The organism is Labrys sp. Lb11 (assembly GCF_057554225.1).
On record NZ_BAAJOT010000008.1, the window covers coordinates 15,277 to 35,029 of the forward strand.

General features: G+C 69.8%; 17 protein-coding genes and 1 riboswitch. Of the genes, 7 read left to right on the forward strand and 10 right to left on the reverse strand.

What is annotated here, in order from left to right:
• Positions 1 to 409: 409 nt before the first annotated feature.
• Positions 410 to 1,417, reverse strand: a complete 1,008-nt coding sequence (thiB, locus tag AC27L4_RS27110) for a thiamine ABC transporter substrate binding subunit (RefSeq protein ID WP_487145704.1) — start codon at positions 1,415 to 1,417, stop codon at positions 410 to 412.
• A gap of 69 nt (positions 1,418 to 1,486) precedes the next feature.
• A riboswitch (TPP riboswitch) is annotated at positions 1,487 to 1,588 on the reverse strand.
• Between the two features lie 131 nt (positions 1,589 to 1,719).
• On the opposite strand from thiB, the gene AC27L4_RS27115 reads away from it, so the two are divergent.
• Positions 1,720 to 3,582, forward strand: coding sequence for a CYTH and CHAD domain-containing protein (locus tag AC27L4_RS27115; protein ID WP_487145705.1), 1,863 nt, complete (start codon positions 1,720 to 1,722; stop codon positions 3,580 to 3,582).
• A gap of 57 nt (positions 3,583 to 3,639) precedes the next feature.
• Here the strand turns inward: AC27L4_RS27115 and AC27L4_RS27120 are convergent, their stop codons facing one another.
• On the reverse strand, positions 3,640 to 4,326 hold the full coding sequence (locus tag AC27L4_RS27120) for an HAD family hydrolase (RefSeq protein WP_487145706.1): 687 nt from the start codon (positions 4,324 to 4,326) through the stop codon (positions 3,640 to 3,642).
• Positions 4,327 to 4,337: 11 nt separating this feature from the next.
• Entirely contained in the window at positions 4,338 to 6,119 is a 1,782-nt protein-coding gene (locus AC27L4_RS27125; protein WP_487146059.1) for an ABC transporter ATP-binding protein, read from the reverse strand.
• 240 nt (positions 6,120 to 6,359) lie between these two features.
• Here AC27L4_RS27125 and AC27L4_RS27130 point away from each other — a divergent pair, with 240 nt between their 5' ends.
• The 3 genes from AC27L4_RS27130 (at position 6,360) to AC27L4_RS27140 (ending at position 7,934) form a co-directional block, all read left to right on the forward strand.
• Complete coding sequence (locus AC27L4_RS27130; RefSeq protein WP_487145707.1) at positions 6,360 to 6,602, forward strand: sulfurtransferase TusA family protein; 243 nt, start codon at positions 6,360 to 6,362, stop codon at positions 6,600 to 6,602.
• Entirely contained in the window at positions 6,593 to 7,099 is a 507-nt protein-coding gene (mobB, locus tag AC27L4_RS27135; protein WP_487145709.1) for a molybdopterin-guanine dinucleotide biosynthesis protein B, read from the forward strand. The genes AC27L4_RS27130 and mobB overlap by 10 nt, the downstream gene beginning before the upstream one ends.
• A gap of 82 nt (positions 7,100 to 7,181) precedes the next feature.
• Positions 7,182 to 7,934, forward strand: a complete 753-nt coding sequence (locus AC27L4_RS27140) for an SDR family oxidoreductase (RefSeq protein ID WP_487145710.1) — start codon at positions 7,182 to 7,184, stop codon at positions 7,932 to 7,934.
• 165 nt (positions 7,935 to 8,099) lie between these two features.
• On the opposite strand, the gene AC27L4_RS27145 is transcribed toward AC27L4_RS27140, so the two are convergent.
• The 4 genes from AC27L4_RS27145 to AC27L4_RS27160 all read right to left on the reverse strand — a co-directional run bounded on the left by AC27L4_RS27145 (position 8,100) and on the right by AC27L4_RS27160 (position 13,198).
• Positions 8,100 to 8,315, reverse strand: a complete 216-nt coding sequence (locus AC27L4_RS27145) for a DUF2934 domain-containing protein (protein WP_487145712.1) — start codon at positions 8,313 to 8,315, stop codon at positions 8,100 to 8,102.
• A gap of 173 nt (positions 8,316 to 8,488) precedes the next feature.
• The gene (locus AC27L4_RS27150) at positions 8,489 to 9,580 is read right to left on the reverse strand and encodes a TRAP transporter substrate-binding protein (protein ID WP_487145713.1); all 1,092 of its coding nucleotides are present in this window, start codon (positions 9,578 to 9,580) and stop codon (positions 8,489 to 8,491) included.
• A 64-nt stretch (positions 9,581 to 9,644) separates the two neighbouring features.
• Positions 9,645 to 11,558, reverse strand: coding sequence for an ABCB family ABC transporter ATP-binding protein/permease (locus tag AC27L4_RS27155; protein WP_487145715.1), 1,914 nt, complete (start codon positions 11,556 to 11,558; stop codon positions 9,645 to 9,647).
• 128 nt (positions 11,559 to 11,686) lie between these two features.
• The gene (locus AC27L4_RS27160; RefSeq protein WP_487145717.1) at positions 11,687 to 13,198 is read right to left on the reverse strand and encodes a LysM peptidoglycan-binding domain-containing protein; all 1,512 of its coding nucleotides are present in this window, start codon (positions 13,196 to 13,198) and stop codon (positions 11,687 to 11,689) included.
• 187 nt (positions 13,199 to 13,385) lie between these two features.
• Between AC27L4_RS27160 and AC27L4_RS27165 the strand changes: the two genes are divergently transcribed.
• The gene (locus AC27L4_RS27165) at positions 13,386 to 13,988 is read left to right on the forward strand and encodes an LOG family protein (RefSeq protein ID WP_487145718.1); all 603 of its coding nucleotides are present in this window, start codon (positions 13,386 to 13,388) and stop codon (positions 13,986 to 13,988) included.
• A 120-nt stretch (positions 13,989 to 14,108) separates the two neighbouring features.
• On the opposite strand, the gene cimA is transcribed toward AC27L4_RS27165, so the two are convergent.
• The 3 genes from cimA to cysS are packed head-to-tail and all read right to left on the reverse strand — an operon-like array spanning position 14,109 to position 17,600.
• Complete coding sequence (gene cimA, locus AC27L4_RS27170) at positions 14,109 to 15,704, reverse strand: citramalate synthase (RefSeq protein WP_487145720.1); 1,596 nt, start codon at positions 15,702 to 15,704, stop codon at positions 14,109 to 14,111.
• A 7-nt stretch (positions 15,705 to 15,711) separates the two neighbouring features.
• Positions 15,712 to 16,191 (reverse strand): GNAT family N-acetyltransferase, encoded by a 480-nt coding sequence (locus AC27L4_RS27175; protein ID WP_487145722.1) that lies wholly within the window; start codon positions 16,189 to 16,191, stop codon positions 15,712 to 15,714.
• On the reverse strand, positions 16,191 to 17,600 hold the full coding sequence (gene cysS, locus AC27L4_RS27180; RefSeq protein ID WP_487145724.1) for a cysteine--tRNA ligase: 1,410 nt from the start codon (positions 17,598 to 17,600) through the stop codon (positions 16,191 to 16,193). The genes AC27L4_RS27175 and cysS overlap by 1 nt, the downstream gene beginning before the upstream one ends.
• A gap of 321 nt (positions 17,601 to 17,921) precedes the next feature.
• Between cysS and AC27L4_RS27185 the strand changes: the two genes are divergently transcribed.
• The gene (locus tag AC27L4_RS27185; protein WP_487145726.1) at positions 17,922 to 18,557 is read left to right on the forward strand and encodes a TetR/AcrR family transcriptional regulator; all 636 of its coding nucleotides are present in this window, start codon (positions 17,922 to 17,924) and stop codon (positions 18,555 to 18,557) included.
• Complete coding sequence (locus tag AC27L4_RS27190) at positions 18,554 to 19,753, forward strand: efflux RND transporter periplasmic adaptor subunit (protein WP_487145727.1); 1,200 nt, start codon at positions 18,554 to 18,556, stop codon at positions 19,751 to 19,753. Before AC27L4_RS27185 ends, AC27L4_RS27190 begins: the two co-directional genes overlap by 4 nt.

Sequence of the window (19,753 nt, forward strand, 5' to 3'; positions counted from 1 at the left end):
TCCCGGACGAGGTAGGGGTGAGGGACCAGCTCGTCGGGGAATAAACGCTCTGGTTGTCGATTTTTCCTGACGGCCCCCGAAGCCTTCGTTCGCCGATAGCGGCTTCCGGCGCAACGCCAGCCGATCCCCTCCCCCTTGCGGGCAGGGGTAAGGGGGTGGAGGGCATCGGCGTAGGATGTGCCCTGTCCTGCACGCCCCCCACCATCTATCCCTCTCCGCAAGGGGGAGAGAAGACGCGGGCATCGCGGTGAGACCGGAACCGTGACATCTTGCCCGGCCGCAAATAAGGGCGACGGGCACGGCGTCCAACCGCTTCACATGTTCGCGGACGAGCCCCTCCCCCCTGCCCGTCTCCCGGACGGGAGAGGAGCTCACGGCGGCATCGGATGATCTCACCACTCCGCCCGCCTCACTTCGCCATCGCCGCCAGCCACTCGTCGATCCAGGCGCGCCGGTCCTCGGCAAGCCTGGCCGGGTCGGAGATCAGCGCCTTGGCGGGGACCGCGATGGTCTTGAAGCTCTCGGGCAGGCCGGCGGCCGGGGTCCTGGCCGGGTACATCCAGTTGGTCTCGGGCAGGAGGGCCTGGGCCTCGTCGGTCAGCAGGAAGGCCAGGAACTTGCGGCCGAGTTCCTGCTGCCTGGAGGAGGCGACGAGGCCGGCGACCTCGAACTGGGTCGCGTGGCCTTCCGGGAACATGGCGGCGCGGTAGTTCAGCTTCTTCTCCGCCCCGATGTGGTAGGCGGGCGAGGTGGAATAGGACAGGACCATGTCGGCCTCGCCTTTCAGGAACAGGCCATAGGCTTCCGACCAGCCCTTGGTGACGGTGACGATGCGCGGCTTCAGCTTCGTCCAGGCCTCGGGAGCCTTGTCGCCGTAGACCTGCCGGATCCAGGTCAGCAGGCCGAGGCCCGGCGTCGAGGTGCGCGGGTCCTCGATCACCAGCGTCGGCCCCTTGGGGTCGTCGATGAGCTGGGTCAGGCTGGCCGGCGGGGTCTTCAGCTTGTCGGAATCGTAGACGAAGGCGAAATAGCCCCAATCGAACGGCACGAAGGTCTTGCTGGTCCAGGGAGCAGGCAAGGAAAGGTTGGCGGTGGCGGAGGCGATGCCGTGCGGCGCGAACAGGCCCGAGGCCTCGGCCTCGCCCATCAGGTTGTCGTCGAGCCCGACGACGACGTCGGCCTTGGTCGAAGCCCCCTCCAGCTTCAGCTTGGCGAACAGCGCGCCGCCATCCTCGGCCGAGGCATAGGCCAGCGTGCAGCCGCAACCGGCCTCGAACGCCTTCTTCAGCGGCTGGCCGGGACCATAGTCGCCGACGAAGCTTTCATAGGTGTAGACGGTGAGGGTCGGCTTGTCCTGGGCTGCGGCGGCGCTGGCCGCCAGGGCGAGGGCGATAGCCGCGACAAGTCTCGTCAGCATGGGCGTGCTCCGTGGCGAGGCGGGGCCATGCCAGCGGATGCACGGGCCGCTGCGGCTGACGAGGCAAGGTCGCGCTGCAAGGCTCATCCCTCCGCCGGTACGACCCGGATCAGGTTCGACGGGTTGGCAAAGGCGCCTCTCAGCCCTGGACGGGCACCCCGTGAGACAAGGCCTTGTTACAACGGCGTGACGCCGTTGGAAAGACTGGAGCTTGGCAAAGCAGTAGCCGCGTGACACAACGGAGCCGTCACCAAAAAGTCATCTCCGGATTTGTTCCGACGGCGGATCGATCGACCTTCGTCATGACCGCGAAACTCATCGCCAAGACCCTTGAGGATCTGGCGTCCTCCGGCCTCGCCGGCCCGGATCTCCTGGCCGAGGCGCTGGCCCGCCATCCCGGCGCCACGCATCGCCAGATCGCCCGCGCAGCCATGGGGGCCATCACCGATCCCTTCCCCGATCCGGCGCTGCCGACCCGCCCGCTCTATGATCTGGCGATCGCCCTGCTGCGCAGCAGCGCGGCCTCCCCGGCCGAGGGCGAGACCAGCGCCGAAGGCGACGCTGCCCCACCCCATCCCGCCGATGCCGGCCCCTCCGAGGAGGCCCAACCCCTGCCCGCCACAGCCGGGACCGAGATCGAGCTGAAGCTGGTCGCGCCCCCCGGGGTCCTCGCCGGGATCGACCGCTCGCCGGCGCTGCAGGCCCTCGCCCGCAATCGCGGCACGGTGCGCCATCTGCGGGCGGTCTACTACGACACGCCGGACTTTTCCTTGCGCGATGCCGGCCTGTCGCTACGCGTTCGCCAGTCCGGCCAGCAGATCGTGCAGACGGTGAAGCAGGCGTCGGAGCGCGGTGGCGCCCAGCTCGGCCGCGGGGAATGGGAAGCCGCGCTGCCCGACGACACGCTCAACCTCGAGCAGATGCGGGCGGTGCTGCCGGCCGAGATCATGGCTCTGCTGACGCGGCGGCCGCTGGCGCCGGTCTTCGCCACCAGGGTCAGCCGGCACCGCCGCCTGCTTGATCTGCCCGGCGGCGTCGTCGAGCTCGCCTTCGACCAGGGGCGGGTTCTGGCGGGCGAGCGGGCCGAGCCGATCGAGGAGATCGAGCTGGAGCTGAAGGCCGGCAATGCGGCCGTGCTCTACGATGTCGCACTGCGTCTGAGCCAGCTCGGCCCGGTTCGGCTGTCGGCGCGCACCAAGGCCGAACGCGGCTACGACCTCGTCGGCGGCCAGCCGCTGACGGCAGCCCGGCCCATCGCCTGCGTCGAAAGCGCCGAGACGGCGACGGACGAGGCCATCGTCGCCATCCTGCGCACGGACCTGCGCAACCTCGTGATCAACCAGGCGGTGGTCGAGGAAGGACGTAACCCGGACGGTGTCCACCAGATGCGGGTGGCGCTGCGGCGCCTGCGTTCGGCCTTGACGCTGCTGCGCTCCCTGGCACCGTCGGCGATGCTGGAGACGCTGCGGGCCGAGGCGAAATGGCTGGCGGACAGCCTGGCGGGCGCACGCAGCTGGGACGTCTTCCTCTCCGAGACGCTGCCGCCGATCGCCGAGCAGTGCCACATTCCCGACGGCTTCGAGGCGCTGCGGCAGCAGGCCGAGGCGCGCCGCGATGCCAGCTATGCCGCGGCACGCGCCGCCATCGCCGATCCGCGAGCCAGCCGATTCGCCATCGCTCTCGGCGCCTGGATCGAGCAGCGCGGCTGGCGGGTCGACGTCCGCAGCGAAGATCTGGCGGTGCTGGCCGCGCCGATGGCGGCCTTCGCCGGCCCGGCCCTGGCGCAGCGGCACCGAAAGGCGCTGCGCCGCGGCCGACGGATCAAGCACATGTCAGCCCCGGCCCGGCACGAGCTGCGCCTGGCGGTGAAGAAGCTGCGCTACCAGATCGATTTCTTCGCGGCGATGTTCCCGAACCGCAAGCAGGCCAAGACCTATGTCCGCAGCCTCGGGCGGCTGCAGGACGGGCTCGGCCGCTACAACGACGTCGCCACCACCCGCCACCTCGTCGACGAGCTCGCCGCCGCGCCGCTGCCGACGACGGCGCAGCTCGCCCTCGGCGCCATCATCGGCTGGCAGGCCTGCGACCTTCCGAATGTCGAGCGCAGCCTGCGCGGCCGCTGGAGAGCCTTCCGGCACGCCGGCACCCCGTGGACCGACGGCTGAGGACACAAGCCGGCAGAAGCCTCCCCGAACCCGCCGGGAAAGCCGGCGGGCCGACGCTCAGGCGCTCGCCGCCGCGGCTTCAGCCCCGCCGTCGAGCCGGGCGGAGACGAAGGCCTGCAGCCTGGCATCGGCAAAATGTGGAATGGCGAGAGCGGCGCCGGCCTCGGTCAGCCGTTCGGCCGAAAGGCCGGTGGTGAGGCCCACCACCACCAGGCCCGCCGCTCGGGCGGCGCTGAGGCCCGACAGCGAATCCTCGAAGGCGATGCTGCGCGCGGCCGTGCCGCCGAGCCGGCCGAGGCCGGTGAGATAGGGCAAGGGATGTGGCTTGGCGTGCTCCAGCTCGTCGCCGATCACCACCATGCCGAAGCGCCCCGCCATGCCGATACCGGCCAGTTCCTGCTCGGCGTTGAGGCGCGGCGCGTTGGTGACGACGCCGTAGCGCGTCCCCCGCGCATCGAGCCAGTCGAGGAAGGCGGCGAGGCCCGGCGCCGGTTCCAGGTCGGTCGCCAGGGTCCGGAACAGCGCCTCCTTGTCGTCCGACAGCCGCAGCGCCTGGTCCGAGGGCATGTCCGGGGCGAGGCGCCGCATGATGATGTCGTTCGGAAAGCCCATCACTTCGCTGCGATAGCGCTCGGCGCTGATCTCGACGCCGAACGGCGCCATCATCCGGCGCCAGGCCTCGTGATGGATGTGATCGGCATCGACCAGCGTGCCGTCGAGATCGAAAAGCAGGACACCGGACATCGGGCTTCCTTTCACGCGACCTTGTGCACGGGATCGTCGCGGAACTGCATGGCGTGGAGATGAAAGTAGCGCCCCCGCTGCGCCAGGAGCTCCTCGTGGCGCCCCTGCTCGACGATGCGCCCGCCCTCGACGACGCAAATCTTGTCGGCCCGCTGCACGGTCTGCAGGCGGTGGGCGATGACGATCGTGGTGCGGCCGGCGCAAAGCTCGTCGAGCGCCGTCTGCACCGCCACCTCGGACTCCGAGTCGAGCGCCGCCGTCGCCTCGTCGAGCAGGATGATCGGGGCGTGGCGCACCATGGCCCGGGCGATGGCGATGCGGGCGCGCTGGCCGCCCGAGAGCTGCAGGCCGCGCTCGCCGACCTCGGTGTCGTAGCCCTTCTCGAAGTCGCAGATGAAGTCGTGGGCGTGCGCCGCCCTGGCCGCCGCGATCACCTCCTCCGCGCTCGCGCCGGGATGGCCGAAGGCGATGTTGTCGCGGATGGTGCCGGCGAACAGGAACACGTCCTGCCCGACATAGGCCATGGTCGCGCGCAGCGAGGGCAGCGACACGGCCGCCACGTCCTGGCCGTCGATCGTCACCTGCCCGGACGAAGGATCGTAGAAGCGCGGGATCAGGTTGACGATGGTCGACTTGCCGCCGCCGGACTGGCCGACCAGGGCCGTCGTCTGCCCGGCTTCCGCCACCAGGCTGAGGCCGCGCAGCACCGGCTCGTCGGCGCGGTAGCCGAACTCGACGTCGGAGAAGACGATATGCCCGCCGGAGACTTGGAACGGCGGCTTGGCCGCCTCGGCCGGGCCTTCGGAGGCCGGCGTGTCGAGGAAGTCGAAGTACATCCTCACGCCCGGCAGCACCGCGTTGAGGTCGACATTGACCTTGGCCAGCCGCTTGGCCGGATCATAGGCCAGCAGCAGCGCCGTGAGGAAGGAGAAGAACGCGCCGGGGGTCTGTCCGCCGGAGATCACCCGCCAGCCGCTGTAGACGATGACGGCGGCGATGGCGATGCCGCCGAGGGTCTCCATCAGCGGGCTGGAGCGGCCGCTGAGATCGGCGATCTTGTCGGAGGCGCGCTGGAACTGGGCGATGGCGGCGCCCATGCGCTCGCGCATCGCCTGCTCCATGCCGAAGGACTTGACCACGCGCACGCCCTGCGCCGTCTCCTGCAAGGTGGCGACGATCTCGGACGTGCCGGCATATTGGCGCTTGGCGACGCCGCGCACCCGCCGCGTCAGATAGCGCGCGCCCAGCACCGCTGGCGGCATGATCACCAGGGCCGCCACGGAGAGGAGCGGATCCTGCACGAGCATCACTGCGGTGAGCGCGATCAGGGACATCAGGTCCCGGCCGATCGAGGTGATGACGAGGTTGAGGCTGGCGCGCGTCGCTGCGCCGATGAAAGTGTTCTGGGCGATCAGCTCGGTCGAGCGCGTCCCGCCGAAGAAGGACATGTCCTGCCGCAGGAGATGCTCGAACATCCGCGTCTGCACGCCGGCAATGATACGGTTGCCGATGCGCGCCATCGTCGTCTCCTGGCCGTACGTGGCCAGGCCCTTGACCAAGTAGATCGCCACGATCGCGCCGCCGAGCGCATAGATGGCGGCCTGGTTACGATCGATGAAGAGCTGGTTGATCACGTCCTTCATCAGATAGGCGGCGAGGCCCGTGGTGGCCGCGGACACGCCCATGCAGAGGAAGGCGAAGGCATAGGCGCGGGCATGCCGGCGCCCCTCTTCCCGGATCAGGCGGCGCAGCAGGGCAAGGGCGCCCGGCCCCGTATCGGTCTTGGAAGGAATGGCTCGCGTCTCCGGATCGGTTGGCGGCTTCTAGCACCGCCTGAGCGCCGACGACAATGCGACCCGGGCTCGAAGCCTCAGCCGAACGTCGCCGGCCAGGCCGCCGGCGAGGACGACGCCGAGAGCAGGAGGGAGCGGACGATCGACCATCGCGAAGTTTGCCACGCTGCGCGGCTCGCGCAAGGGGCTGCGGCGTCAAGCTCGCTTGAACGCTCCGCGCCATCTCGCTACGACACCGGCATGAGTGAAATTCGCCTCGACCTGCGCGGCCTGAAATGCCCCCTGCCCGTCCTGCGGACGCGCAAGGCGCTGGGTGCGGCCGCGCCGGGCGCGACGCTGGTGGTGGAATGCACCGACCCGATGGCGGCGATCGACCTGCCCAACCTGGCCCGCGAGACCGGCGATGCCTATGAAGGCCGGGTCGAGGCCGAGGGCTATGCGGAATTCCGCATTCGCAAGGCGCGGATCACGCCATGCGCCTGATCGGGCTGTCCGGCTGGAGCGGCGCCGGCAAGACGACAGTGATCGCCGCCGTGATCCCGGCCCTGGTGGCGCGCGGCCTGACCGTGTCGACGGTCAAGCATGCGCACCATTCCTTCGAGATCGACCGGCCGGGCAAGGACAGCTTCGTGCATCGCGAGGCCGGCGCCAGCGAGGTCCTGATCGCCTCGGCCCATCGCTTCGCCCTGATGCGCGAACTGCGGGGCGAGCCGGAGCCGCCGCTGTCGGAGCTGCTGAAACGGCTGGCGCCGGTCGACCTCGTGCTGGTCGAGGGCTTCAAGCGCGATGCCCATCCCAAGCTCGAAATCCACCGCATGGCGACGGACAAGGCGTTCATCCATCCGGAAGACCCGCATATCCGCGCCATCGCCACCGATGCACCGGGGCCCTTCCCGATCCCACGCCTCGACATCGACGACATCGACGGCATCACCGCCTGGCTCCTGCGCGAAGCGGTGCCGCTTACGCTGCTTTTCTGAAGCCGCCGGCGGAAAACCGCTTGCGTCCCGCAGACGATGCGCGAGTGTGCGGCTCCGTCCAGCCTCTCATCGGAATCGCGCCATGACCGACCGTCCCCTCACCCTCGTCACCGGCGGCGGCCGCGGCATCGGCGCGGCCGTCAGCCGGCTCGCGGCGCAGCGCGGCCATGACCTCGTCATCGGTTATCGCAGCGACGAGGCGGCGGCCGAGGCGGTGGCGGCCGAGGCCCGGGCGGCCGGCGCGCGCGTCCTGACGGTGTGTGGCGACATGGGACGCGAGGAGGACATCCTGGCGCTGTTCGCCGCGGTCGACGGCTTCGGACGCCTGTCGCACCTGGTCAACAATGCCGGCGTCACCGGCCGCTCCTCCCGCCTCGACGCCGCCCCGACGGCAGTGATCCGCTCGACCATCGACGTCAACGTCGTCGGCGCCATCCTGGTCGCCCGCGAGGCGGTGAAGCGGCTCTCGACGCGCCATGGCGGGCCGGGCGGGACGATCGTCAACATCTCCTCTGCCGCGGCCACGCTCGGCAGCCCCGGCGAATATGTCTGGTACGCCGCCTCCAAGGCGGCGATCGAGGGGCTGACCTCGGGCCTGTCGAAGGAGCTGGCCCTGGAAGGCGTGCGGGTCAACAGCGTCCAGCCGGGGATGATCGCCACCGACATCCACGAGCGCGACACCGGCGACGGCGCCCGGGTCGAGCGCATCCGGCCCTCGATCCCGATGCAGCGCATCGGCCGGCCCGACGAGATCGCCGAGGCCGTGCTGTTCCTGCTCTCTGACGCCGCCTCCTACATCACCGGCGCGACCCTGCGCGTCTCCGGCGGCCGATAGGGCAAGCGGCTCAGGCCCGCCCCGGCGGCAGCGAATAGGGCGCCGCCACGGACAGGCCGCGGGGAGGCCGACGAGCCGCCCAAGACGCCATGCGCGCGCAAATCCGCGCTCCCGGCCCGAGTTCGACCTGGGCTGGTGGCGCCTGTTCCGATCGGGAAGCGAGGCTCAGGAGGCCTTCTTGCCGGCCTTCGTTCCTGATTCTGCCGGTTCGGGGCTCGGGAGCTCCGGGTTCAACGTCGAGATGCGGGCATCCTCATAACCGATTGCCTCGCGAGCCATCGCCCAATGCCGCTGCTCCCGGCCTTCGGGCTTTCCCTCGTTCAGCCAGATCTCATAGGCTTTGAGACGGATGCGCTCTTCGTGGGACCGTGGATGCTGCATGCCGGTACCTCCCTCGATTCCCCGCCGGCCACGCCGGAGGGTGTATGCGGGATCGCCGGCCCGCCGGCTCCATGGGCGCGGGCATCGGGCAGCATCCTGCCCGGCACGCAACGGAGCCTGCTAACCGGGATCCCTCGGATTGCAACGCCGCAGATGCAGCGATGTTCCAGAGCCTACGCGCCCTTGGGATAGTCGTAGGGCAGCATTCGCATGTTGGCGAAACCCTGGTCGCCGATGCGGGTCCACAGCAGCGTCCGGTCGCGGAAGCCGAAATAGGACGCAGCGATACGCTTCACCAGGTCGTCGTCGCTGTCGAGAATATCGGCCATCACCTCTCCCACCGCCTGGCCGAAGGCCTGGAACAACTCGGCCGGGAACTGGCGGAACTGCACGCCCTGGGCGATCAGATCGGCCAGGACCGCGGGCGTGCGGGCATTGTAGTCGGCGAGGGAGAGCATGTTCTCCTCGGCGCAGGCCGCCTCGATCGCCGCCTGCTGCGATTTCGGCAGGGCATCGAACTTCTGCCGGTTGACCTGGAGCTCGAAGGCGCTGCTCGGGTCCTGGAAGCCCGGCCAGTAGCAGACCTTCGCCACTTCCTGGAAACCGAACGGGGCATCATTGACCGGTCCCATGAACTCGGCGGCGTCGAGCTCGCCGGCCCGCAACCGGGCGACGATCTCGCCGCCGGGCATCAGGAGCTGGGTCACGCCGAGCCTGGCCAGCGCCTGTCCGGCGAGGCCCGGGATGCGGAAGCGCAGGCCCTTGAGGTCGGCGACGCCCGCGATCTCGCGGACGAACCAGCCGCCGAGCTGCGCGCCGGTGTTGCCGGCAAGGAAGGAGCGCACGCCGTAGCGCCCGGACAATTCGTCCCACAGGGCCTGGCCGCCGCCCTGGTAGATCCAGGCATTGTACTCGCTGGCGGTGAGACCGAACGGCACGGCGGAGAAGAAGGCGAAGGCGGGCGAACGGGCGGTATGGTAGGAGGCCATGTCATGCGCCATCTCCACCGTGCCGGAGACCACCGCCTCCATGTTCTCCTGGCCGGGGACGATCTCGCCGACCGGAAACAGGCGGACACGCAGCTTGCCGTCGGTGAGCGTGCCGATGCGGTCGGCCAGGCGCTGCGCCCCGACCCCGGCGCCCGGCAGGTCCCTCGGCCAGGCCGTGACCATGCGCCATTCGGCCAGTCCCTGCGCCACGGCCGGCGCCGCCAGGAGGCTCGCGGCGGCGGCAGCGCCGGTGATCACGGTACGGCGAGTGGTCATGGCAGGCTCCGCGGCAGACGAGACGGACATCCGGCCCGGTCGATTCGACGGGGCCGGCCGGACATCATTCCACCGTCAGGGCCTGACGCAAGCTCGCCTCCTCTTCGGAGCGCTTGAGCGTCTCGCGCGCCTGCTCGGCCTCGCGCTGCCGATTCCACATGCCGGCATAGATGCCGCCGCGCTCGAGCAGCTCCTGATGGGTGCCGCGCTCGGCGACCGCGCCCCTGTCGATGACCAGGATCTCGTCGGCGTCGACCACCGTCGAGAGCCGATGGGCGATGACCAGCGTGGTCCGTCCCTTCGACACGCGCTCCAGGGCCCCCTGGATCTCCATCTCGGTGTAGCTGTCGAGCGCCGAGGTGGCCTCGTCCAGCACCAGAATCGGCGGCGCCTTGAGGATGGTGCGGGCGATGGCGACGCGCTGCTTCTCGCCGCCCGAGAGCTTGAGGCCGCGCTCGCCGACCTCGGTGTCGTAGCCCTTGGGCATCAGGCGGATGAAACCGTCGATCTGGGCAAGGCCCGCCGCCTCCTCGACCTCCGCGTCGGTCGCGTCCCAGCGGCCGTAGCGGATGTTGTAGCGGATGGTGTCGTTGAACAGCACCGTGTCCTGCGGCACCATGCCGATGGCGGCGCGCAGCGATTTCTGCGTGACGTTGCGGACGTCCTGGCCGTCGATCAGCACGCGGCCGCCCTGGACGTCGTAGAAGCGGTAGAGCAGGCGCGAGACCGTCGACTTGCCGGCGCCGGACGGGCCGACCAGGGCGACCGTTCGTCCGGCCGGCACGTCGAAGCTGAGGCCGCGCAGGATCGGTCGGTGCGGCTCGTAGCTGAAGGTGACATTCTCGAAGGTGACGCGCCCCTGCGTCACGGCGAGCGGCGCCGCCCCGGGCGAGTCCTTGATCTCGGCTTCCCGGTGCAGCAGCTCGAACATGGTCTCGATGTCGGTGATGCCCTGCTTGATCTCGCGATAGGCGAAGCCGAGGAAGTTCAGCGGCGTGGCCAGCATCAGCCACATGGTGTTGAGCAGGGCGATGTCGCCGACCGTGTTGGTGCCATGCGCGACGCCGTAGCCGGCCAGCAGCATCGACACGGTCATGCCGCCGACGAAGATCACGCCCTGGCCGATATTGAGCCAGGTCAGGGTGATGTAGGTGCGGATGCCGGCGCGCTCATAGCCGGCCAGGGCGCGGTCGTAGCGGGCGAGCTCGCGGTCCTCATTGCCGAAATACTTGACCGTCTCGTAGTTGAGCAGGCTGTCGATCGCCTTCTGGTTGGCGTCGGTGTCGCTGTCGTTCATCTCGCGGCGAATGGAGATGCGCCATTCGGTGGCCTTGACGGTGAACCAGACATAGAGCGCCGTCGTCACCAGGACGATCATGGCATAACGCCAGTCGAACTGCAGGATCAGCACGAGCGCCGACAGCACCAGTTCCACGATGGTCGGCAGGATGTTGATCGTGGCGAAGCGCACGATGGTCTCGATGCCGCTGCGGCCGCGGTCGATGACGCGCGACAGGCCGCCGGTCTTGCGCTCGAGGTGATAGCGCAGGCTGAGGCCGTGGATGTGCTGGAAGGTCTCGATGGCGAGCCGGCGCACCGCGTGCATGAACACGGCCGCGAACAGGCCGTCCTTCCACTGGGAGATCGCCGTCATCAGCAGACGCGAGACGCCATAGGCCGCGATCATCACCAGCGGCATCGACGCCATGGCCACCGCGATCGCCGAGCCGCTGAGCGGCCTGTTGCCGCCGAGCGCGGCCAGGCCGTCGGTCGCCCATTTGAAGGTGTAGGGCACGATCAGCGTGACCACCTTCGACACGACCAGCAGCACGAAGGCGAAGATCACGCGCCGGCGCAGGTCCGCCCGGTCCCTCGGCCACATATAGGGCCAGAGCGCCGCCATGGTGTGCATGAACCCCTGATCGGCGTTGACGGGCTTCGCCCTCGCCGCATCGGTCGAAACTGGATCAGGGGGCATGGGAGAGGCTTCGGTTGCGGGACATGGCCGCGCGCTCCGGCGTGCGCAGCCTGGAACACAGGTAAGGCGCGCAACGGCCGGCCGCAAGCCGGCCGGACGCCCGCCCCCCGAAGCCTGTCCGGCGGCGGCTACTGCGCCGCCTGTTCCTTCTTGTCCGGCATCACGAAGATCTGGCCGGGATAGATCCAGTGCGGGTCGCGGATCTGGCTGGTGTTGGCGTCGTAGATCCACGTGTAGCGCATGCCGTGGCCATAGGACTTGCGCGAGATGCGCCAGAGATTGTCGCCGCGCGCCACGGTCACGGTCTTGATTTCCGGCACCACTGCCACGGATGTCTGCGCCGGCGCCTCGGCAACACTGACGGGTGACGGGGCGGCTGGAGCCGGGGCGGGTTTCTCCGAGGCCGCGGCGGGCTTCGATGCGGCTTCGACCTTGGCCGTCTCGACGGGCCGGACGGTCGCCCCGGGCGCCGGGGCGGCGATATCGCGGGTGGCAGGCTTGGGGGCGGCCTCGCCCTGCGCCGTCACCACCGCCGGCGGCGCCGCCGGCTTGACCACGGCGTCCATGGTGAACGGCACCTCGGCCCGCGTCAGCACCTTGCCGCTCGCCGCCTCGACATCGTCGACGCGCACGCGGTAGCTGCCGGGCGTCATGCCCTTCTCGATCGTCATGCCGAAGCTGCCGTCGGCCGCCGCCTTGACGCCGGCGAGCGGCGTCTCGTTGATATAGATGCGGATGTCGGCGCCCGGCGCGGCCGAGCCGGTGACGAAGAAGCGGCCGGCTTCGTCGGCCTCCACGGTCTTGATCTCGACATTGGCGCGGGCCGGCTTGGCCGCTTCGGCGGCGGGCGGGGCGGCCTGTCCGGGCTCGGCCGGTGCAGCGGTCCCGGCCGGAGCGAGCGTCGGCTGAGCGGGGGTCTGCGCCACCTGCTGCGCCGCCTGCTTGGGTTGGGCCGGCTTCTGGGTGCCGTCGTTCAGCACCTTGGCGGGAGCATCGGGATCGTTGAGCACGACCACGACCTGGTCGCCCGGCTGCTCCGGCACGCGGACGGTCACCACCTGCTGCGACAGGGCGACGCGCCCGTCCGGCGTGGTGATTCGCAGCGCCAGCTCGGCTGCCCCCTTGGGCAGAGGCTTCGGCACGATCGCCCATTGGCCGCCGACATCGGCCACGGCGCGGGCAAAAGGCGTCCCATCGCGCAGCAGCTCGACGGTCGCGCCCGGAACCCCCTGCCCGGCCACCACCGTGTCGCCCGAGGGCTCGACCCGGACGATGTCGAAGGTCGGCAGCTTGACCGGCGCGGGCGGCAGGTCGGCCGCGGTCGGCGTGGGCTTGGCGGCGGCGGCCGGGCTCTGCGCCGGCTCGCCCTGGGCCTGACTCTGCGGCTTGACCGGCGGCGGCTCGACGGCCGCCTGCTGCATCGGGGCCGGCGCGGGCTTGGCGGGCTGCGGCGCGGCGGAGGCTGGCGCCGCCGTCGGTTCCTTCGGCTTGGGCGCGGACGTCTCGGCCGGCGCCACCACCGCCACCGGAGCAGCCGGAACCGGCGCCTGATCGTGTGTCGTCACGACCCAGCCCGCGACCGCAGCAGTCGCGGCGGCCGCGCCGATCCCCGCTATGCCCATCCAACCGAGGCCGGCCATACCCGTCTCCATACGCAGCGACCCGCCCACGCGGGGCCGCAAGTGTCATGCCTGACAGCAATACTGAATTATGCGCTGTTTTGAAGCGTTTTCGCGACGAAGCTTCACAAAACCGTTGAATAGTTCGATTCCACTCCCGGCCCCCTCTCGCTTGACCGCATCGATGCTGCGATGCGAAAACCACACCATGACAAAACTCTCCTCGATCTGCGTCTATTGCGGCTCCAGCGCCGGCCTCCGTCCCTCCTATCTCGAGGCCGCTCGGCGCGTCGGCGCGGACATGGCGGCAGCCCATGTCCGCCTCGTCTATGGCGGCGGCGATGTCGGCCTGATGGGCGCGACGGCCCGCTCGGTCATCGAGCATGGCGGCACCGTCACCGGCATCATCCCGACCTTCCTGCAGCGGCGCGAGCGCATGCTGACCGCGGTGGAAGAACTGATCGTCACCGCCGACATGCATGAGCGCAAGCGCCTGATGTTCGAGCGCGCCGACGCCTTCGTCGCCCTGCCCGGCGGCGTGGGCACGCTGGAGGAACTGGTCGAGCAGTTGACCTGGGCCCAGCTCGGCCAGCATCGCAAACCGATCGTGCTCGTCAACATCGACGGCTTCTGGACCAGGCTCGTCGCCCTGCTCGACCATATGCGCGAGGAGGGCTTCATCCCGCGCGAGCGCAAGGTCGACTACCTCGTCGCGGACCGGGCAGAGGATGTGGTGCCGCTGATCCAGGCGGCGCTCGGCACCGTGGAGCCGTCGGACATGGCGATGAGCGTGTCGCCAGGCGTGCTTTAAGCAGGTTCGGGAGGACCTGCTTAGAGCAAAGCGCGTTTCGGTGGAAACGCGCTTTGCTCCAACTCCTTGTTTCGACGCGTCTTTACGACTTGACGCGATTCCGTCAAATCGCAAAACGCTTTAGACGGGCGCGCCGCTCTTCAGCAGCTTGTAGGTCATCGAATCGGTCAGGGCCTGGAAGCTGGCGTCGATGATGTTGGCGGAGACCCCGACCGTGATCCAGCGCTCGCCGGCCGCGTCCTGGAACTCGATCAGCACGCGCGTCACCGCGTCCGTGCCGCCCTGGAAGATGCGGACCTTGTAGTCGACCAGCTTCAGGTCCTCGATAAAGGACTGGTACTTGCCCAGATCCTTGCGCAGCGCCGTGTCGAGGGCATTGACCGGGCCGTTGCCCTCGGCCGCCGAGATCAGCTTCTCGTCGCCGACCCGCAGCTTGACGATGGCGTCGGAGAAGCTGCCGAGTTCGCCCTTGTCGTTCCAGCGCCGCTCGACATTGACCGAAAAGCTCTCGACGAAGAAGAACTCCGGCACATGGCCGAGCACGCGCTGGGCCAGGAGGTAGAACGAGGCGTCGGCGCCCTCATAGGCGTAGCCCTCCGCTTCCTTCTCCTTGAGGTCGCGCAGCAGCCGCCCGAGCTTGGGATGGTCCTTGTCGACGGCGATGCCGAGCCGGGCGAGTTCGGCCAGCATATTGGAGCGGCCGGCCTGGTCCGACACCAGCACCTTGCGCCGGTTGCCGACGCTCTCGGGCGGTACATGCTCGTAGGTAGCGGGGTCCTTGACCACGGCCGAGGCGTGGATGCCGGCCTTGGTGGCGAAGGCGGAGGAGCCGACATAGGGCGCGTGATGGTCGGGCGTGCGGTTGAGCAGTTCATCGAGCTTGCGCGAGACGCGGGTGAGCGTCGCCAGCTTCTCCCGCGTCACACCGATCTCGAAACGGTCGGCATAGGCGGGCTTGAGCAGCAGCGTCGGGATCAGCGAGGTCAGGTTGGCGTTGCCGCAGCGCTCGCCCAGGCCGTTGAGCGTGCCCTGGATCTGGCGCGCCCCGGCGCGCACGGCCGCGAGCGAATTGGCGACGGCATGCTCGGTGTCATTGTGGGCGTGGATGCCGAGATGCTCGCCCGGCACCACCGCCGCGACCTCGGCGACGATGCGCTCGACCTCGTCCGGCAGGGTGCCGCCATTGGTGTCGCACAGCACCACCCAGCGCGCGCCGGCCGCATGGGCGGCACGGGCGCAATCCAGCGCATAGGCGGGATTGGCCTTGAAGCCGTCGAAGAAATGCTCGCAGTCGAGCAACACCTCGCGATCCTGGGCGCGGGCCAGTGCGATGCTGTCGCGGATGCCTTCGAGATTTTCGTCCAGGCTGATGCCGAGCGCCAGCTTCACCTGGTGGTCCCAGGCCTTGGCGACATAGCAGATCGCCCCGGCCCGGGCGTCGAGCAGGGCGGCGACGCCCGGGTCGTTCGCGGCCGAGCGCCCGGAGCGCTTGGTCATGCCGAAGGCGGCGAAGGTCGCGCGCAGCCCGTGGTCCTGCGAGAAGAACTGCGAGTCGAGCGGGTTGGCGCCGGGATAGCCGCCCTCGATATAGTCGATGCCGAGCTCGTCGAGCATCCGGGCGATGGCGAGCTTGTCGGCCAGCGAGAAGTCGACGCCGGTGGTCTGCGCGCCGTCGCGCAGCGTCGTGTCGTAGAGATGGAGGCGAGAGCGGGTCATCGGGGGCTCAGAGGCGCTTTTCCATGCGGGTGTTGCCGAGCCACTCGCCGTTGCGCATCACCGTCTGGCGGTGGCGGGCCTCGAAGCCGCGCCGGGCGAAGAAGTCTCGCGCCGTGTCGCTGGCGTCGACGTCGAGCTTGGCGGCGCCACGCGCCGCCGCCAGCTTCTCCAGCGCATCCATCAGCAGCGCGGCCACGCCCTGCCCGGCGACGCCGGGATGGACGTAGAGCATGTCGATGTGATCGGGGCCTTGTAGCGAGGCGAAGCCGACCGGCGCGCCGGCGACGGTGGCGACCAGGGTCAGCGCGCCGGCGAGCCGGGCGCCGAAGGCCGCCTCGTCGTCGGCCGACGCGGCCCAGGCGGTCTGCTGGTCCTCGTCATAGTCTTCGCCGGTCAGATCCTCGATGGCCGCGCGGAAGATCGCGGCCAGGATCGGCGCGTCGGCCGGCAGGAAGGGGCGGAGTGCGGCCTGGGAGGTCCGTGCCATCAGCGCTTGATCTCCCAGGTCGTGCCGTCCTTGCTGTCCTTCACCACCACGCCCATGGCCAGGAGCTCGTCGCGCAGCCGGTCGGACTCGGCCCAGTTGCGGTCGGCCCGGGCAGCCTTGCGGGCGGCGATCATGGCCTCGACCGCGGCCGGATCGATGGCCGCCGCCGCGCTCGACAGGTTGGCGACGGCGGCGCGGTCGAGCGAGAAGCCGAGCAGCTTCAGCGTCGCGGCGCGGGCCCGCGCATCGGTGAGCCCGTGCAGCCGGGCGATGGCGAGCGGCGTGTTGAGGTCGTCGGCCAGCGCCTCGACCACGCCGGCATCGGGCGGCCCCTCCGCTTCGGCGCCGTCATACCAGTCGTCGAGCGCGTGCTCGGCCTCCTCCAGCGCCTTCGCCGTCCAGTCGATCGGCTGGCGGTAATGCGTACGCAGCATGGCCAGGCGCAGCACGTCGCCGTGCCAGGACCGGCCGCCGAACATGTCGCTGGCCAGCAGGGCGTTGATGGTGACGAAATTGCCCAGGCTCTTGGACATCTTCTGTCCCTCGACCTGCAGGAAGCCGTTGTGCATCCAGACATTGGCCATGCGCGGCGTGCCGAAAGCGCAGCAGCTCTGGGCGATCTCGTTCTCGTGGTGCGGGAAGACGAGGTCGATGCCGCCGCCGTGGATGTCGAAGATGTTCCTGGCCGGGTCGTCGCAGGCGAGGCCGCCGCCGAACGGCTCCAGCAGCTTGGCCGTGGCCATGGCGGAGCATTCGATGTGCCAGCCGGGCCGGCCGGCCGTGGCGATGCCGCAGGGGCTCGGCCAGCCCGGCTGCTCGCCGGAAGACGGCTTCCACAGCACGAAATCCATGGGGTCGCGCTTGTAGGGGGCGACGTCGACGCGCGCGCCGGCCAGCATCTCGTCGAGCGAGCGCCTGGCCAACGCGCCGTAGCGCGGTACGCCCGGCAGGCTCGCCATGGCGTTCACCGAGAACAGGACGTGCTCCTCGGCGACATAGGCGGCCCCGCGCGCCACCAGCCGCTCGATCATCGCCTTCATCGCCTCGATATGGTCGGTGGCGCGCGGCTCCTCGGTCGGCCTGAGGCAGCCGAGCGCGGCGATATCGGCATGGAACTGGCGCAGCGTGCCGTCCGTCAATTCGCGGATGGAGACGCCGCTCTCATAGGCGCGGGCGTTGATCTTGTCGTCGACGTCGGTGACGTTACGGGCATAGGTGACATGCGCCTCGCCGTAGAAGTGACGCAGCAGGCGGAACAGCATGTCGAAGACGATGACCGGCCGGGCATTGCCGATATGGGCGAAGTCGTAGACCGTGGGGCCGCAGACATACATGCGCACATGCTGCGGATCGGCCGGAACGAAGTCGACCTTCTGCCGCGTCAGCGTATCGTAGAGCCGCAAAGCCATGTGTGTTCCCCGCCTCGGCTGGCCAGGGGCGTCTCGCTCTCCGGATTGGGCGAATGACGGCGCCAGCCAGCGTTGTCGCTAGCTGCAAATAATCCCGGACAGGATCGCGAAAGCCGTCATGGCCGGAGCAATGTGGCAAGGGCCGCGGGAAGTCAAGAGGCGGGGGCGGCGTCGAGGCGGCCGCGCCGTGCTGCGGCCGACCGCCCCGTCCCGCCCCTCGACCGCCGGACAGACCCTCCCTGCCCGGCCGCCCGGCCGCCGGCTTGACAAGGCTTGCCTCAATTTATATCCATCCGGTTGGAAATAAATAGGTGACATGTCGTGGGCCGCCATAGAAGCATCGATCGCGAGGCCGTCCTGGATGCCGCGCAGAGAGTGGTGAGCCGGGATGGTGCCGTGCGCCTGACGCTCGAGGCCGTCGCGGCCGAGGCCGGGATCAGCAAGGCCAGCGTCCTCTACGACTACAAGACCAAGCAGGCGCTGATCAAAGCCGTGATCGAACGCCGCGTCGCGGCCGAGAATGCGCGCATCCGGCGGTTCATCGACGCCCAGGGTCCGGTCGCCGATGCGCCGATCCGCGGCCGAATGGCAGCCGCCGCCCGTTCCGTCTCGGACGAGGACCGGGCCATCGCCATCAGCCTGTGCGCCGCGCTGGCCCAGGACGCGGAACTGCGCGAACCGATCCGGACCGCCTATCGCGAGCACATCGCCGAGATCGCCCGCACCTCCGACCACCCGCGCGGCGCCATGCTGGCCTTCCTCGCCGTCGAGGGCCTGATGCTGATGGAGTGGTTCGGCCTGCATCCCTGGTCGGAGCCCGAGCGCGAACGGCTGATCGCCGAGATCGGCTGGGCCGTCACCCAGGATCCGACGCCGCAGGCGGCCGCTCCCCTTGAGCCGCTCCCCGCGCCGGCACCGCCCTTGCCCGACGAAGCTTCGCCCCGGAATGCCCCATGACCGTCGAATTCTCCCGGCTCGGCCGCTGTGCCGCCTTCAGCCTGCTGGTGCTGGCCAGCGCCTGCACCGATGACACCAAGGCCTCGGACGGCGCATCCAAGCCGCACCCTCCGGCAGAGGTCGCCACCGTCGTCGCCCGGGCCGAGACGCTGCCCGTCACCAACAACCTGCCGGGGCGGATCGCCCCGACCCGGATCGCCGAGGTCCGCCCGCGCGTCTCGGGCATCGTGGTCGAGCGCGTGTTCCAGCAGGGCACCGTCGTCAAGGAGGGCGACGTGCTCTACCGCATCGACCCGGCGCCGTTCCGGGTGCGCGTGGAGAGCGCCGAGGCCACGCTGAAGCGGGCGGAAGCAGCCCGTCTCCAGGCCCGCCAGCAGGCCGACCGGATGGTGGAGCTGCGCCAGCGCAACGTCGCCAGCACCCAGCAGCTGGAGAGCGCGACCGCCGCCCTGTCCCAGGCCGATGCCGACGTCGCGGTGGCGGAGGCCGGCCTCGCCTCGGCCCGGCTCGACCTGCAATATTCCGAGGTCAGGGCACCGATCACCGGCCGCATCGGCCGCGCCCTGATCACCGAGGGCGCGCTGGTCGGCAACGGCGCCTCGGACAATCTCGCCACCATCCAGCAGCTCGATCCGGTCTACGCCGATTTCACCCAGTCGGCGGGAGAGCTGCTCGCCCTGCGTCGCGCCCTCAAGCTCGGAGCGATGACGGGATCGGAATCGGGGGCGGCCAATGTCCGGCTGCTGTTCGACGACGGCGGCGAGTACCGGCAGCCGGGCCGGTTGCTGTTCTCCGAGGCCACCGTGGACGCGACCACCGGCCAGGTGACGCTGCGCGGCGAGTTCCCCAACCCGGACGGCGACCTGCTGCCGGGAATGTATGTCCGCGTCGTCATCGAGCAGGGCATCCAGGACAACGTCATCGCCGTGCCGCAGCAGGCCGTCCAGCGCGACGGCGGCGGCCAGGCACAGCTCTACCTCGTGAAGGCGGACGGCACGGCCGAGCTTCGCCCGGTGAGGATCGGGCGCACCGTCGGCCAGCGCGTGGTGGTCGAGGACGGCGTGAAGGCCGGCGAGCAGGTCGTCGTCGAGGGTTTCCAGAAGATCCGCCCGGGAGCGCAGCTCACCGCCAAGCCGTGGCAGCGCGAGGCGGGAGAGGCCAAGGCCGCCCCGGCAGCGGCGCGGACACAGGGCTGA